Below are 14,381 nucleotides of genomic sequence, written 5' to 3' on the forward strand. Positions count from 1 at the left end.
CTCCTCAGACGGTGACGGTGACCGCCACCTCGATGTTGCCGCGCGTCGCGTTGGAGTACGGGCAGACCTGGTGGGCCTGCTCGACGAGCTTTTCCGCGATCGCCTGGTCGAATCCGGGGATGGTCACGGCGAGCTCGACGGCCAGCTGGAAGCCGCCGGTCCCGCTCGGGCCGATCCCCACCTTGGCGGTTACCTCAGAAGAAGGAAGCTGAATCTTGGATGCGCGCGCGACGACCGCGAGGGCGGAGTTGAAGCAGGCCGCGTAGCCGGCCGCGAACAGCTGCTCCGGGTTGGTCGCGTCACCGCCGGGGCCGCCCATCTCCTTCGGGATCGACAGGACCTCGTCGATCACGCCGTCGGAGGACCGGACCTCGCCGTTGCGGCCTTCGCCGTAAGCAGTCGCCTCGGCCGTGTACAGCGCTTCCATTCCGCTCTCCCTTGAGTCAGTGGTTTGTTACCTACCGGTATGAACGGATCGCGCACGACTGGTCTGCCCGATCGTGAGTCAGTTCACGTCCAGATGAGACGACTGGCGCAGCGCGAACTCGACGACCTGTCGGCCGATCATCCGCAGGTTGCGATCCACGTCGCTGTCCGAGCAGGCGCCATCACCGTCGAACTTGACCTGCGCGGAGTTGATCGCGGCACCGAGCGGCGTCGGCCAGCCGCGCAGCGCGTGCACGATCGAGCGAACCGCCGCGAGCGTGTTCACCGCGGCCTGCCAGCCGTGCGCGGCGGTGATGGTGCCGACCGCGCGGCCGTCGAGGTACGGGCGGTCGTCGTCACGCAGGTCCTCGATGTAGTCGAGGGCGTTCTTGACCAGGCCGGACACGGTGCCGTGGTAGCCGGGCGACACGAGGATCACGCCGTCGGCCCTGCGCAGGTCCTCGACCATCTTGAGCGCGACGTCGGTTCGCTCCGGCACAGACGGGTCGTAGAACGGAAGCACCAGTTCAGGGCCGCTGTACTGGATCGTCTCCGCACCGAGCTCGCGAGCGCCCTCAAGAGCGACCCGAAGCGCCCGTTCGGACTGCGAGTCGGCCCTGATAGAGCCCCCGATGCCCACCACCATCACCGTCATGGCGTCGATCCTTCCACCTCCAGATACCTGGAGATCCAGCACTACTCGCTAGTAACGTGCACCACATGTCGAACTTCCAGGCCGGCGTACTGGCCGGTGCTCTGCGCTTCGCGTTCGGTCTGCCGGGCCCGTTGCGCCGCCTCATCGCCGGTACCCCGATCTGCCTGGACGGTCAGGACCTGCACCCGGAGGCGCAGCTGTTGCTGAAGCTGGCACACCTGTCCGGGACGGACTGGCGCACGAAGACAGCATCCGAGAGCCGCCTCGACCTGGAGTTGAGTTCGAAGCTCGTAGCGGGTCCGAAGATCACCGGAGTGGGAACCAGAGAGCTCACGATCGGCGAGTTCGCCGGCCGCCTCTACACGCCGGACGGCCTGGCGGAGGGCTCGGCGTTGCTGATCTTCTACCACGGTGGCGGCTGGGTCACCGGAGGTCTGGAGACCCACGACAACCTGTGCCGGTTCCTTGCCAGGGAGGCGGGCGTGCGGGTGCTGGCGGCCGACTACCGGCTCGCGCCCGAGTACCCGTTCCCCGCGGCGGTCGAGGACGCGGCCGACGTGCTGCGCTACGCCGTCGCGAAGGCGGAGGACCTGGGCATCGACGCGAAGCGGATCGCCCTGGGCGGCGACAGCGCCGGCGGCAACCTGGCCGCGGTGACCGCGCACCACGCCGAGACCGACATCGCGTTCCTGCTGCTCTTCTACCCCGGCGTGGACGCGTCGGTGCGCCGCCGGTCGCGCGAGATCTTCGGCAACGGGTTCTTTCTCACCGACGAGAAGATGGACTGGTTCCTCGACCAGTACAGCGCGGGCGGTGCCGACCGCCACGACCCGCGCCTGTCGATCATGCTCGCGGACGACCTCTCGAACCTGCCGCCCACCTACATCGCGACCGCGGGCTACGACCCGTTGCGCGACGAGGGCGAGGCCTTCGCGGAACGCCTGGCCGCCGAGGGCGTGCCGGTCGTGCTGCGCAGGCACGAAGGCCTCTTCCACGGCTTCGCGAACGTGCTCGGCGTCGGCGGGATCTTCCGCGAGGCCGTGTCCGAAGCCGTTGGCGCGCTCCGAACCGGTCTCGCGCTGGCGAACTCCGCTCAGGACGTGGCCGAGACCGCCTGACGCTGGCGCGAGAGCACCCAGCCCAGCCCGGCGATCACCAGTCCGGCCAGACCGGCGACGACGAAGCCGAGCGGGGGTCCGCTGTGGTCCACCGCGACCCCCGCGAGCGGCTGACCGGCCGCGACGCCGAACGTGAAGGCCGAGCCCTGCAGCCCGAGCGCGAGTCCGCGCGCCGAGGCGGGCGCGAGCTTGCTGATCTGCTCGGTCGAGGCGGCGATCGTCGGCGCGCACACGAAGTTCATCGGGATGAGCGCGAGCGCCAGCAACGCCACGTTGCCGTCCCCGATGCCGACCGGCACCTCGAGCAGTGCCATGCACGCCAGCAGCACGACTCCGCTCGGCACCCGTTTCAGGCTGCCGTAGACGAGGCCGCCCATCGCCGACGCGGCGCACATCACCACGAAGACCAGGCCGAGCCAGCTCTGCTTCCCCGCGTGCTCCAGCGAAGCGATCGACGCGATCTCCATGCCGGACAACGCCGTGGTCGCCCCGAACGGGATGATCAACGCCGCGATCATCGGCCCGCGCAGCCACTCCCGCAGCTGTGGCTGCGGCCCGTCGACGACCTCGTCCTCGTGCACCAGCGGCGGGTTCACGGCGAACAACAACGCGCAGGCCGCCAGGATCGCCACGCCGATCGTGACGAGCGCCGTGCCGGTGGAGAACTTCGTCGCGATCAGCACGCCCGCCGCCGGCCCGACCATGAACGACAGCTCGACCGAGATCGAGTCCAGCGAGAACGCGGGCCGCCGTTGTGATTCCGGCACGAGCGCCGTGAGCGCCTGACGTCCGATCGACATCATCGGCACCGCCACGAGTCCGTTGGCGAACGCCAGCACCAGCAGCACGTAGTAGTCCATCAGCGGCGCGGTGACCCAGAAGACGCCTTCGAGGAGGCTGAGCGCCAGCGTGATCCGCAGCCCCCTGCTGTCGATCAGCCTGCCCATCAACGGCGATCCGAGGCCGATGCCGACCATGGTCGCGAACCCCACCGTGCCCGCCGCCGCGTAGCCCTTGTCGAGCGTGGTGACGACGTGGAGCGTCACCGTGACGCCCGCCGCCGTCGGGGGAATCCTGGCGAAGAGCATCAGCAGCATCAGGGGACGAACCCCAGGCAGCGCCAGGACGTGTTTGAACGGGGCGAGATTCACGCCCCTCATCGTCACCCCACTGGCAATGGATTTACCCGCTGACGCTGCCGGGCGAGCAGCCACGCGACACCCGCCACCAGCAGGCCCGCCACGCCGACGACGGCGAACCCGAGGCGCGCGCCGCCGTGGTCGATCGCCACGCCCGCGAGCGGTGAGCCGATCGCGCTGCCGATGGTGAACGCCGATCCCTGCAGTCCGAGCGCGAGGCCGCGGGCGGTGGCCGGGGCGAGCCGGCTGATGTGCTCACCCGAGGCAGCGATCAACGGCGCACACATGAGGTTCATCGGGACGAGAAGCACACACAGCAGGAGGACGTTGCCGTCGCCCAGTCCGACCGGGATCTCGAGCAGTGCCATCAGCAGCAGGAGCACCAACACGCTCGGCGTCCTCTTCACACCGCCGTAGACCAGGCCACCGATGATCGACGCCGCGCACATCGCGAAGAACACGATGCCGAGCCAGCTCTCCTTGCCCGCGTGTTCGAGGCTGGCGATCGCCGCGACCTCCATGCCCGAGAGGCACACGGTGGCGCCGATGCAGACGACGAACACACCGACGATCCGGCCGCGGAACCACTCGAAGATCTTCGGCTGCGGCCCGTCGACGACCTCGTCCTCGTGCACCATCGGCGGGTTCGCCCAGTACAGCAGTGCTCCCGCGGCCAGCGTCGTGAGGCCGATGGCGACGAGTGCCGCGTTCGTGGAGAACTTGGTCGCGACGAAGACGCCGAGCGCGGGCCCGCCCATGAACGACAGCTCGACGGAGATCGAGTCGACGGACAGGGCCACCCTGCGCCGGGTCTCCGGCACGAGCGCGGTGATGATCTGGCGGCCGATCGACATCATCGGCACGCCGAGCAGACCGACCGCGAACGAGCAGACCAGCAGCGTCCAGTAGTTCATCAGCGGCGCGGCCAGCCAGAAGGAGGCCGACGCGGTCACGCTCACGGCGAGCATCGACCGCAGTCCCCTGCTGTCGATCAGCTTGCCCATCAGCGGAGCCCCCAGGCCCATGCCGACGGTTCCCGCCGCGCCCACCAGGCCCGCCGCCCCGTAGCCCTCGTCCAGCGTGACGGCGACGTGCAGCGTCAGGATCACGCCGGTCGCCGCCGGTGGCATCCTCGCGAAGAACATCAGCAGTGCGAGCGGACGAACCCTGGGCAGCAGGAGGACGTGCTTGAACGGGGCGAGATCCACATCGCCATCCTCACTCCGATGGCAAGGTGTTTAACCCGCCGTTTTCTTGATGTGTTCAAGATTACGGGACTAGGGTGATGGCCGTGCCAGCACTGGACCACCTCGTGTGTCGCGAATGCGGCCGGGTCGAGGAAGTGGACTGCGTCTTCGAGCCGGCGGTCGAACTCGCCGGGTTCCACGTCGAACGGGCAGAGGTCACGTTCTGGGGCCGGTGCCCTCGTTGTACAGCTCTTCCAGCGCCCGGTACACCTTCGCCACGAACGGTCGCGCCTTCGCGTACCTCGTGATCGCGTCCTCGTCCGGCGTGATCGTCCGAGTCGGCTGCACGAGGTCGACGGTCAGCGACTCGATCTCGCCCAGCGCCCGCCACGCCAGCAGGGCCGCGCCGACAGCCGAGCCGCCGGTGTCCTCGGTCAGGTGCAGGGGCCTGCCGAGGGTGTTCGCCAGGGTCTGAGCCCATACCGGGGCGCGGAACGCACCGCCCGTGATCCGCAGGGACTCCACGTGCGGGACGGCGTCGAGGACCAGCGCGAGCTGCTGGCAGACGCCCTCCACCAGGGCTTTGGTGATCTGCTGCGGGGTGTGCTCGCGGCGCAGGCCCAGCAACGCCGCGTGCGCGGTCGGGTCCCACCACGGCGCTCGCTCACCGAGCAGGTACGGCAGGGCGACGAGACCGTCGGAGTCGACCGGCGCGGCCTGGGCGAGCAGGTCGCCCACCGGGATGCCGAACGTCTCGGACGCCCACTGGGCCACGACGCCGCCGTTGCTGATCGCACCACCGCGCACCCAGAGGCCATCGGCGATGGCGTAGCTGAACGTGCGGCCTTCCTCGTCGACACCAGGCCCTTGTTGTGCCACGCGAAGTGCACCCGACGTACCGAGCGAGACCGCGCCGGAGCCGGGGGCGGCCGCGCCCACGCCGAGATTGCCGAGCGGGCCGTCACCACCGCCGACGATCACCGGGATGCCGGGACGCAGGCCGGGGATGGCGGCTTTCAACGGCGTCGAGTGGGTGGGTTCGACGAGCGGCGGGAGCTGGTCGGCCGTCACGCCGGCGAACTCCAGCGACGGCTCGTGCCACCGCAGGGTGCGGATGTTCATCAGGCCCGTGCCGGAGCCGGACGAGTGCTCGTTGAGCAGCTCGCCGGTCAGGTGGAGGTGCACGAAGTCCTTGATCTCGCACCACTTCGCGGCACGGACGCCGTTCTCGTGGAACCAGGCGAGCTTCATCAGCGGCGTGAACGAGTGGATCGGGGCGCCGGTCGCCTGGTGCAGCTCGCGGCCTTCCGGAGTCCCGCGCAGGCGTTCGGTCTGTTCGACGGCGCGGTTGTCGGCCCAGCTCAGCGACTCGGTGACCGGGTTCAGCGAGGCGTCGAGGCCCATGATCGAGTGCATGGCCCCGGTCAGCGAGATGGCTTTCACATCCTCGGAAGCCAGCTCCGCCAGCGCGTCGAGTGCGGCGTTCAGGACCTGGTGCGGGTCGTGGGTGGCTTCCACGCCGCTGGTGCGCATCGGGTACTTGCGTTCTGTCGACGCCACCACGCGTGCCTGCGCGTCCACCGCGACGACCTTGGTGGCCGAGGTACCGAGGTCCACCGCCAGGACGATCATGAGTCCGCTCGCTGGGCGGTGAAGACGGCGAAGCTCGGGGACTTCCGCAGCGGGCCCCAGAACTCGTCGCCGCGCTCGTCGTCAGGGGTCACGTCCGGCTGGCGCGTCACCTCGGTCAGGCCCGCTCGGGTGAGCGCGCCGTCGAACACGCCGCGCTCCCAGTAGAAGGAGTCGAAGTCGAACGGCGGATCGCCCAGCACGTGCACGCGGACCGGCTGCTTGAGGTTCATCGGGCCGGTCGGCGTGATCTCGTAGCCGTAGCGGCCGTACTGCGCGAGCAGGTCCCAGTCGGCGTCCGGGTTCGGGACCAGCACGACGAGCCGTCCGCCGGGAGCGAGGTTCGCCGTGAGGTTGCCGATCATGGCGTCGAGCGCGGTCTCGTCGTCCGCGTAGCCGAGCAGCCAGACGGCCGTCACCACGTCGAACTCGCCGAGCACTGGCAGCTCGGTCGCGTCGTGCTGCTCGTAGGTGATGCCGCGCGGCTCGCGGGCCTCGACGTGGCGGGCGTAGCTGATCATTTCCCCGGCCGCGTCGACGCCGACGACGCGGGTCGCGCCCAGGTCGTGGAAGAGTCGCGCGTAGAAACCGGTGCCGCAGGCCACGTCCAGCACCGACTTGCCGAGCAGGTCGCCGACCGCCGACAGCAGGGTGGCGCGCTCGGCCAGTCCAGTCGGGATGTGCTTGGCCCGCTCGTAGATCGCGCCCAGGGCGTCGTACTGATCGTCGCTCTCCGCCATGAACTCACCCTATGAGGGCGGACGGCGGTTGAACCACTCCTGTGCCGTCGCCACCCGGCCCTGCCGGGCCGGGCGGTGACGGACGGGTGGATCAGAGGCGCTTCGCGAGCTCTTCCGCGACCTCGTAGGTGTTCAGCGCCGCACCCTTGCGCAGGTTGTCACCGCACACGAAGAAGTCCAGCGTGTTCGGGAAGTCCAGCGCCTGACGCACGCGGCCCACGTACGTCGGGTCCTCGCCCACCATGTCGGCGGGCGTCGGGAAGCGCTTCGCGGCCGGGTCGTCGACCAGCACGACCGTCGGCTGCGACTCGAAGATCTTGTGTGCCGCCTCGACGGTGACCTCGCGGGCGAACGTCGCGTGGACGGCCAGCGAGTGGGTCGTGACGACCGGGACGCGGACGCAGGTGGCCGAGACCTTCAGGTCCGGGATGCCGAGGATCTTGCGGGCCTCGTTGCGGACCTTCAGCTCCTCGGACGTCCAGCCCTCGTCCTTGAGCGATCCCGCCCACGGCACCACGTTCAGCGCCAGCGGGGCCGGGAACGGCGACTCGGACACGGGCAGACCGGCGGCGTCCAGCGCGGCACGGACGTCGCCCGCGACCACGCCGACCTCCTTGCCGGCCAGCGCGGCGATCTCGGCGTACAGGCGGTCGATCGCCGCCTGACCACCACCGGACGCGGCCTGGTACGAGGCCACGACCAGTTCCTTCAGCTCGAACTCGCGGTGCAGGGCACCGAGCGACGCCATCATCGACAGCGTCGTGCAGTTCGGGTTCGAGATGATGCCGCGCGGGCGGTTGTCGATCTGGTCGGCGTTGACCTCGGGCACGACCAGCGGCACGTCCGGGTCCATCCGGAACGCGCCGGAGTTGTCGATCGCGATCGCGCCGCGCTCGGCGGCGATCGGGGCCCACTCGGCCGAGACCTCGTCCGGCACGTCGAACATCGCGATGTCGACGCCGTCGAACGCCTCGGGCGAGAGCGCGATGACCGTCAGCTCCTGGCCACGCACGCTGATCTTCTTGCCCGCCGAGCGCGGAGACGCGATCAGCCGGATCTCGCCCCACGGCACGGAGGAGCGGGTGTTCATGATGTCGATCATCACGGTGCCCACGGCACCGGTCGCGCCGACGAGCGCGAGCACGGCTGCATTTTGCGGGACACCCGCACCCGAGGAAGTCATCGTCCAGTCCCTGCGTAAACGACGGCCTCTTCGTCGGTACCCAGGTCGAACGCGTCGTGCAGGGCACGGACGGCGTCGTCGAGCTGGGTGTCGCGGCAGATGACCGAGATGCGGATCTCCGAGGTGGAGATGATGTCGATGTTGACGCCGGCCGTGGCCAGCGCTTCGCAGAACGTCGCCGTGACACCGGGGTGCGAGCGCATGCCCGCGCCGATCAGCGACACCTTCCCCACGTGCTCGTCGTAGAGGACCTGGTCGAAGCCGATCTCGCCGCGTGCCTTCTCCAGCGCCGCCACCGCGCGCGGGCCGTCGACCTTGGCCAGCGTGAACGTGATGTCGGTGCGACCGGACGCGGCCTGCGAGACGTTCTGCACGACCATGTCGATGTCGAGCTCGGCCTGCGCCACGACCCGGAAGATCTTGGCCGCGATGCCGGGGTGGTCGGGCACGGCGGTCACGGTGATTTTGGCCTCGGACCGGTCGTGCGCGACGCCGGTGATCATCGCCTGTTCCACGGGAAGGTCCTCCACTGAACCGGACACGATGGTTCCGGTCTTGTTGCTGAACGAAGAGCGGACATGCACGGGCACGTTGTAGCGACGGGCGTACTCCACACAGCGGAGCATCAGCACCTTCGCGCCACACGCGGCCATCTCGAGCATTTCCTCGTACGTGATCGTGTCGAGCTTCTTCGCGTTCGGCACGATGCGCGGGTCGGCGGTGTAGACGCCGTCCACATCGGTGTAGATCTCGCACACGTCGGCCTTCGTCGCCGCCGCGAGCGCCACCGCGGTGGTGTCGCTGCCGCCACGGCCGAGCGTGGTGATCTCCTTCGAGTCCTGCGAGACGCCCTGGAAGCCCGCGACGATCGCGATGGCTCCCTCGGAGGTGGCGTCCTGGATCCGGCTCGGCGTCACGTCGATGATGCGGGCTTTGCCGTGCACCGAGGTCGTGATCACGCCCGCCTGCGAGCCCGTGTAGGAACGGGCCTCCGCGCCGAGCGTGTGGATCGCCATGGCGAGCAGGGACATCGAGATCCGCTCACCCGACGTGAGCAGCATGTCGAGCTCACGTGCTGGCGGCACCGGGGACACCTGGCGGGCGAGGTCGAGCAGCTCGTCGGTCGTGTCGCCCATGGCGGACACGACGACCACGACGTCGTTCCCCGCCTTCTTGGTCGCCACGATGCGCTCGGCCACGCGTTTGATCCGCTCGGCACTCTCAACCGATGAACCGCCGTACTTCTGGACGACGAGCGCCACCGACCTGACCTCCTTCGCGCGACTAAAACCCCACGTCGTAGGCAGCCTACCCGGACCACCTGGTGAGACTCTGGAGCCGTGACGCGCGTGACTACTCTGTCCGGGTGTCGTCGACGGTCGATGTGGTGGAGGCTCCAGCAGCCGTGCATCAGAGCAGTGCGCGCTCACGGTTGGCCGAGGCGCTCAGACATCCCGCAGCGCTGTGGTCGATTCCCGCGCTGATCTACCTGTTCGTCCGGCAGGTGGGTCTGTACGTGCTGCAGCTCGTCGTCGAGTACCAGAACAAGATCCACGGGTCGGCCAACACCGCGGTCGGCGAGCTGAAGTCGTGGGACGGCGAGTGGTTCCTCGGGATCGCGGCCGGCGGCTACAACGACGTTCCTGCCCGTTTGGCCGACGCGGCCGGCAGGCGCACGGCCGAGACGCCGCTCGCGTTCTTCCCCGGCTACCCCGCGCTGATCAGGTGGGTGGACGGCCTGCCGGGCGTGAGCCTGGAGGGTGCCGCGTTCGCGGTCAGCCTGATCAGCGGCCTGTTCTGCGCGTACGGCCTGTTCGTGCTCGGGCGTTCGGTGCGCGGCGGCTCGACGAGGACCGGCCTGATCCTGGTCACGCTGTTCTCGGCGTCCCCGATGGCCGTCGTGCTGTCGATGACCTACTCGGAGGCGACGTTCTGCGCGTTCGCCTCGTGGGCGCTGGTCGGCGTGGTGAAGAAGCGCTGGATCCTCGCGGGCGTGTGCTGCTCGGCCGCCGGTCTGGTGCGCCCCACGGCGGGTGCGCTGATCGCCGCGGTCGGCCTCGCCGCGCTGGTGGCGGTGATCGCGGACCGGCGTGACTGGCGGGCGTGGGTCGGTGGCCTGGTCGCGCCGCTCGGCCTGGTCGGCTACCTCGGCTGGGTCGCGGTCCGCACCGGTGACCTCGACGGCTGGTTCGGCGTGCAGCAACGCGGCTGGGGGTCGAAGTTCGACGGCGGCGCGGCGACGCTGAAGTTCGCCTTCGAGCACCTCGGCAACCCGCGCTCCGAACTGGAGACCGGCACGGTGTGGCTGCTGATCCTCGCCGTCGTGCTCGTCTTCTACGCCTTCCAACGCCGCTTGGAGTGGCCGTTGATCGTCTACGGCATCGGCGTCCTCATCATGGACATCGGCTCGAACGGCCTGATGAACTCCAAAGCCCGGCTGCTGCTGCCCGCGTTCACGCTGCTGATCCCGCTGGCCCTGGTGCTGGCCCGCCGCCGCATGTCCACGGTGCTGACCGTGCTGGCCGGAGCGACCCTGTTCAGCGCCTGGTTCGGCGCCTACTCCCTCGCGGTTTGGCAGTATGCGATCTGATGAACGAGCTGATCTCGAAGCGCTGGAGCCCTCGCGCTTTCTCCGCTGAGGCAACGGTTTCCGACGACGAGCTGCGCATCCTGCTGGAGGCGGCGCGCTGGGCCCCGTCCCACGGCAACAGCCAGCCGGCCCGGTTCGTCGTCGGAAAGCGCGGCACACCCACGTTCGACGCGATCCTCGAAACGCTCCGCCCCGGCAACAAGACCTGGGCCTTCCGCGCCTCCGTGCTGCTGATCGGCTGCGTGATCACCGCCGATTCGCGCGGCGACCTGCCCAACGTCGAGTTCGGCCTGGGCCTCGCGATGGAGAACATCGCACTGCAGGCCGTCGACCTGGGCCTGATCGCACACATGATGGGCGGCTTCGACAAGACCGCCGCCCACGAGACGTTCGGCATGCCGGAAGACGTCCGCCCGGTGGTGGCGATGGCACTGGGCCGGCCAGGCAGGCTGGAGGACCTCCCCGAGGACCTCCAGGCCCGCGAGCAGCGCGAACGGCTCCGCCACCCGCTGTCCGAAACCGTCTTCACGGGCAGCTGGGGCCAGTCACTGTTCGGTTGAGAAGTACTTCGTCGCGACCTCGTTGTGCAGCGGAAACGCCAACGGCTCGCACTCGAAGATGACCTTGCGCTCGGACGCCTCGTCGTTGGGCACGAACGGCGGCATGTCCTCGGCGTTGATCGCGGGCGCCGTCGCGAACAGCAACACCGTCCCACCGTCCGGCGTCGACACGAAGTGCAACGGCCGCAGGCCGTCCGGGTCGATGCGCACGTTCGCTTCCTCTTCGAGCTCGCGCGCCGCACTCTGCTGCCACGACTCACCGCGGTCCATGAACCCGCTGACGAACGCGAGCTGCCCAACCGGCGGAATGGCCCGTCGCACGGTCAACAGCCCGGTGCGCGCCCCGTCCTTGACCGGCACGAGCAACACGACGACGGGAGACGGGTTGGCCCACACCATGTGCCCACAGCCTGCGCACTCGCGCGGGTAGCCGGACGTGTCGGCATACCGGGTGCCGCAGCTGCTGCAGAAGTCGTCGCGCGCCATGAAACCGAACCTAGTTCAGACGCCTGACGAGTTTGAGGACGATCGCTCGAACGGCCAGCCAGAACAGCGCCGCGAGCCCGAAGTTGACCAGCACCCGCAACTTGGCGTCCTCGGGCGTGAACAAGTCCCGGAACGCGAGCGCCACGGGTTCCGCCACCGCCTTGACGGTGCTGGTGATGGGGTTGTCCGGGTTGGCCCCGCCGACGGTCAGCACGACGTGAACGACGAGCACGACCGCCAGCGCGAGGCCTGCCCAGCTGACGATTCCGGCGGCGATCCCGACCACGCGTGTACGCATGGGGCGGGAATGTACTACTCAGTAGCGGGACACCACACGGGCGAGAATGCCGGTCACGACCAGCCAGAACACAGCGGCGAGGCCGTAGTTGAGCAGAACGTCGACGTTGTAGTTGCCGGTTGCGAAGAGGCCGGGGAAGAACAGTGCGAGGGGCTCGGCGAGGGACTGGATGAACTTGAAGAACGCGTTCGCCTGGTTCGCGCCGAGAACGATCATCAGGATGTAGAGGATCTCGATCAGGGCGAAGACCACACCGATGCCGCTGATCACGCGTGAAGCCGTGCCGCGGCCACTGGTCGTACGTAATCTGGACATACATGAGCTTTTCCCGGATTTACGCCTGGCAAAACTTGTCGTTGTCCCACGATCCGGGCCCGCGGTTCCATCTCCGGCCGAACTGTGGCTACTCTGTCGGACGTGTGGCGTTCCCTCCTGCTTCGCTGCCGTGACGGGGTCTGATCAGACCGGCCCCCCGTCGCGGGATTCAGCGTTGCCGCCGGTCGTTCCCAAACGACCCGCAGGAGTAATCGAAAATGTCCTCCTCCGACGCCTACACCTCCGGTAACAGCCGCATCCGCCAGCCCGCGCGCCCGGCCCCGGCATCCCAGCCCTCCTGGAACCCCCAGCTCGGCAGCAGCATGCCCTTCCACCGCTACCGCCCGTTCCACGAGGTCGTAGAGGTGATCGACGTACCCGACCGCACCTGGCCGAACAAGCGGGTGGAGAAGGCACCGCTGTGGTGCGCGGTGGACCTGCGGGACGGCAACCAGGCCCTGATCGACCCGATGTCGCCGGCCCGCAAGCGCAAGATGTTCGACCTGCTGGTCCGGATGGGCTTCAAGGAGATCGAGGTCGGCTTCCCGGCGGCGTCGCAGACCGACTTCGACTTCGTCCGCGAGATCATCGAAGACGGCGCGATCCCCGACGACGTGACGATCCAGGTCCTGACCCAGTGCCGGGAAGAGCTGATCGCCAGGACCTTCGAGTCCCTGCGCGGCGCCAACAAGGCGATCGTCCACTTCTACAACTCGACGTCGATCCTGCAGCGACGGGTCGTCTTCCGCAGCGACCGCGACGGCATCAAGAAGATCGCCGTGGACGCCGCGAAGTTCGCCAAGGAGCAGGAGCGCGACTACCCGGAGACCGACTTCCGGTACGAGTACAGCCCCGAGTCGTACACCGGCACCGAGCTGACCTACGCGCTCGAGGTCTGCAACGCGGTCACCGCGGTCATCCAGCCGACCCCCGAGAAGCCGCTGATCATCAACCTGCCGGCGACGGTCGAGATGGCGACGCCGAACGTCTACGCCGACTCGATCGAGTGGATGAGCCGGAACCTGGACAACCGCGAGTCGATCATCCTCAGCCTGCACCCGCACAACGACCGCGGCACCGGGGTTGCCGCCGCCGAGCTGGGTTACCTGGCCGGCGCGGACCGCATCGAGGGCTGCCTGTTCGGCAACGGCGAGCGCACCGGCAACGTCTGCCTGGTCACGCTGGCGATGAACATGTTCAGCCAGGGCATCGACCCGCAGATCGACTTCTCCGACATCGACGAGGTTCGCCGCACTGTCGAGTACTGCAACCAGCTGCCGGTGCCCGAGCGGCACCCGTACGGCGGTGACCTGGTCTTCACCGCGTTCTCGGGCAGCCACCAGGACGCGATCAAGAAGGGCTTCGAGGCGCTGGAGGCCGACGCCAAGGACGCCGGGCAGCACGTCGACGACTTCCCGTGGGAGGTGCCGTACCTGCCGATCGACCCGAAGGACGTGGGTCGCAACTACGAGGCCGTCATCCGGGTCAACTCGCAGTCCGGCAAGGGTGGCGTGGCGTACCTGATGAAGCAGGAGCACCACCTTGACCTGCCGCGGCGCCTGCAGATCGAGTTCTCGAGGGTGATCCAGGAGGTCACCGACACGCAGGGTGGCGAGATCAACCCGAAGGAGATGTGGGACGCCTTCGCGGAGGAGTACCTCCACGGCAAGGTGCCGCTGTACCTGCTGAAGCACCGCGCGTCGTCGGACGGCAGCGGCCACGAGGAGATCACCGCGACTCTGCTGATCGACGGCGAGCAGCAGGAGATCACGGGGTCCGGCAACGGTCCGATCGCCGCGTTCGTCGACGCGCTCGCTTCCGTGGGCTACGACGTGCGGGTGCTGGACTACGCCGAGCACGCGCTGTCCGCCGGTGACGACGCCCGTGCGGCCGCCTACCTCGAGTGCGCTGTGGGCGACCGTGTGCTGTGGGGTGTGGGCATCGACAGTTCAACGGTCGCGGCTTCGTTCCGCGCCATCGTGTCGGCCGTGAACCGGGCTCACCGCTAGTGCCGCAACCGCCAGCCTTGCCCCGTGTTCCGCCGGGCAAAGGCTG

15 protein-coding genes are annotated in these 14,381 nt (G+C 68.7%); 4 read left to right on the top strand and 11 right to left on the bottom strand.

What is annotated here, in order from left to right; all coding sequences use genetic code 11:
- Positions 1 to 4: 4 nt before the first annotated feature.
- Together C8D87_RS39675 and C8D87_RS39680 are read right to left on the bottom strand one after the other, a co-directional pair.
- Positions 5 to 427, bottom strand: coding sequence for an organic hydroperoxide resistance protein (locus tag C8D87_RS39675; RefSeq protein WP_112231252.1), 423 nt, complete (start codon positions 425 to 427; stop codon positions 5 to 7).
- A gap of 78 nt (positions 428 to 505) precedes the next feature.
- Positions 506 to 1,081, bottom strand: coding sequence for an NADPH-dependent FMN reductase (locus C8D87_RS39680; RefSeq protein ID WP_109630873.1), 576 nt, complete (start codon positions 1,079 to 1,081; stop codon positions 506 to 508).
- 65 nt (positions 1,082 to 1,146) lie between these two features.
- On the opposite strand from C8D87_RS39680, the gene C8D87_RS39685 reads away from it, so the two are divergent.
- On the top strand, positions 1,147 to 2,199 hold the full coding sequence (locus C8D87_RS39685) for an alpha/beta hydrolase (protein WP_112231254.1): 1,053 nt from the start codon (positions 1,147 to 1,149) through the stop codon (positions 2,197 to 2,199).
- On the opposite strand, the gene C8D87_RS39690 is transcribed toward C8D87_RS39685, so the two are convergent.
- The 6 genes from C8D87_RS39690 to C8D87_RS39715 all read right to left on the bottom strand — a co-directional run bounded on the left by C8D87_RS39690 (position 2,175) and on the right by C8D87_RS39715 (position 9,339).
- Positions 2,175 to 3,350 carry an MFS transporter gene (locus tag C8D87_RS39690; RefSeq protein ID WP_112231256.1) on the bottom strand — a complete coding sequence of 392 codons (1,176 nt, stop codon included), beginning with the start codon at positions 3,348 to 3,350 and terminating at the stop codon, positions 2,175 to 2,177. The two genes, C8D87_RS39685 and C8D87_RS39690, sit on opposite strands and share 25 nt — an antisense overlap.
- A gap of 11 nt (positions 3,351 to 3,361) precedes the next feature.
- Complete coding sequence (locus tag C8D87_RS39695; protein ID WP_112231258.1) at positions 3,362 to 4,546, bottom strand: MFS transporter; 1,185 nt, start codon at positions 4,544 to 4,546, stop codon at positions 3,362 to 3,364.
- Positions 4,547 to 4,741: 195 nt separating this feature from the next.
- Positions 4,742 to 6,157 carry a gluconokinase gene (locus C8D87_RS39700; protein WP_112231260.1) on the bottom strand — a complete coding sequence of 472 codons (1,416 nt, stop codon included), beginning with the start codon at positions 6,155 to 6,157 and terminating at the stop codon, positions 4,742 to 4,744.
- Positions 6,154 to 6,894 (bottom strand): class I SAM-dependent methyltransferase, encoded by a 741-nt coding sequence (locus tag C8D87_RS39705; RefSeq protein ID WP_109630856.1) that lies wholly within the window; start codon positions 6,892 to 6,894, stop codon positions 6,154 to 6,156. The genes C8D87_RS39700 and C8D87_RS39705 overlap by 4 nt, the downstream gene beginning before the upstream one ends.
- A 91-nt stretch (positions 6,895 to 6,985) precedes the next feature.
- Positions 6,986 to 8,077 (bottom strand): aspartate-semialdehyde dehydrogenase, encoded by a 1,092-nt coding sequence (locus C8D87_RS39710; RefSeq protein WP_109630853.1) that lies wholly within the window; start codon positions 8,075 to 8,077, stop codon positions 6,986 to 6,988.
- Positions 8,074 to 9,339, bottom strand: a complete 1,266-nt coding sequence (locus C8D87_RS39715) for an aspartate kinase (RefSeq protein ID WP_109630850.1) — start codon at positions 9,337 to 9,339, stop codon at positions 8,074 to 8,076. Before C8D87_RS39715 ends, C8D87_RS39710 begins: the two co-directional genes overlap by 4 nt.
- Positions 9,340 to 9,443: 104 nt before the next feature.
- Here C8D87_RS39715 and C8D87_RS39720 point away from each other — a divergent pair, with 104 nt between their 5' ends.
- Positions 9,444 to 10,667, top strand: coding sequence for a hypothetical protein (locus C8D87_RS39720; RefSeq protein WP_233442505.1), 1,224 nt, complete (start codon positions 9,444 to 9,446; stop codon positions 10,665 to 10,667).
- On the top strand, positions 10,667 to 11,227 hold the full coding sequence (locus C8D87_RS39725) for a nitroreductase family protein (protein WP_112231262.1): 561 nt from the start codon (positions 10,667 to 10,669) through the stop codon (positions 11,225 to 11,227). Before C8D87_RS39720 ends, C8D87_RS39725 begins: the two co-directional genes overlap by 1 nt.
- Here C8D87_RS39725 and C8D87_RS39730 read toward each other — a convergent pair.
- Genes C8D87_RS39730 through C8D87_RS39740 form a run of 3 tightly spaced genes read right to left on the bottom strand, consistent with a single transcriptional unit; the run spans position 11,213 to position 12,326 of the window.
- Entirely contained in the window at positions 11,213 to 11,713 is a 501-nt protein-coding gene (locus C8D87_RS39730) for an NUDIX domain-containing protein (RefSeq protein WP_112231264.1), read from the bottom strand. The genes C8D87_RS39725 and C8D87_RS39730 overlap by 15 nt on opposite strands.
- A gap of 10 nt (positions 11,714 to 11,723) precedes the next feature.
- On the bottom strand, positions 11,724 to 12,011 hold the full coding sequence (locus C8D87_RS39735) for a YggT family protein (RefSeq protein ID WP_109630840.1): 288 nt from the start codon (positions 12,009 to 12,011) through the stop codon (positions 11,724 to 11,726).
- Between the two features lie 18 nt (positions 12,012 to 12,029).
- Positions 12,030 to 12,326 carry a hypothetical protein gene (locus tag C8D87_RS39740; protein WP_109630837.1) on the bottom strand — a complete coding sequence of 99 codons (297 nt, stop codon included), beginning with the start codon at positions 12,324 to 12,326 and terminating at the stop codon, positions 12,030 to 12,032.
- A 218-nt stretch (positions 12,327 to 12,544) separates the two neighbouring features.
- On the opposite strand from C8D87_RS39740, the gene leuA reads away from it, so the two are divergent.
- Positions 12,545 to 14,335 carry a 2-isopropylmalate synthase gene (gene leuA / locus C8D87_RS39745; RefSeq protein WP_112231266.1) on the top strand — a complete coding sequence of 597 codons (1,791 nt, stop codon included), beginning with the start codon at positions 12,545 to 12,547 and terminating at the stop codon, positions 14,333 to 14,335.
- The last annotated feature ends 46 nt before the right edge of the window (positions 14,336 to 14,381 follow it).

The sequence above is a fragment of the Lentzea atacamensis genome, assembly GCF_003269295.1.
In the GTDB taxonomy this organism is placed as follows: Bacteria; Actinomycetota; Actinomycetes; order Mycobacteriales; family Pseudonocardiaceae; genus Lentzea; species Lentzea atacamensis.

Excerpts from the sequence above, each read along its gene's own strand:
- C8D87_RS39675 (WP_112231252.1), bottom strand. The coding sequence starts at position 427 with ATGGAAGCGCTGTACACGGCCGAGGCGACTGCTTACGGCGAAGGCCGC.
- C8D87_RS39725 (WP_112231262.1), top strand. The coding sequence starts at position 10,667 with ATGAACGAGCTGATCTCGAAGCGCTGGAGCCCTCGCGCTTTCTCCGCT.
- C8D87_RS39700 (WP_112231260.1), bottom strand. The coding sequence starts at position 6,157 with ATGATCGTCCTGGCGGTGGACCTCGGTACCTCGGCCACCAAGGTCGTC.
- C8D87_RS39735 (WP_109630840.1), bottom strand. The coding sequence starts at position 12,011 with ATGCGTACACGCGTGGTCGGGATCGCCGCCGGAATCGTCAGCTGGGCA.
- leuA (WP_112231266.1), top strand. The coding sequence starts at position 12,545 with ATGTCCTCCTCCGACGCCTACACCTCCGGTAACAGCCGCATCCGCCAG.
- C8D87_RS39710 (WP_109630853.1), bottom strand. The coding sequence starts at position 8,077 with ATGACTTCCTCGGGTGCGGGTGTCCCGCAAAATGCAGCCGTGCTCGCG.
- C8D87_RS39705 (WP_109630856.1), bottom strand. The coding sequence starts at position 6,894 with ATGGCGGAGAGCGACGATCAGTACGACGCCCTGGGCGCGATCTACGAG.
- C8D87_RS39730 (WP_112231264.1), bottom strand. The coding sequence starts at position 11,713 with ATGGCGCGCGACGACTTCTGCAGCAGCTGCGGCACCCGGTATGCCGAC.
- C8D87_RS39685 (WP_112231254.1), top strand. The coding sequence starts at position 1,147 with ATGTCGAACTTCCAGGCCGGCGTACTGGCCGGTGCTCTGCGCTTCGCG.
- C8D87_RS39740 (WP_109630837.1), bottom strand. The coding sequence starts at position 12,326 with ATGTCCAGATTACGTACGACCAGTGGCCGCGGCACGGCTTCACGCGTG.
- C8D87_RS39680 (WP_109630873.1), bottom strand. The coding sequence starts at position 1,081 with ATGACGGTGATGGTGGTGGGCATCGGGGGCTCTATCAGGGCCGACTCG.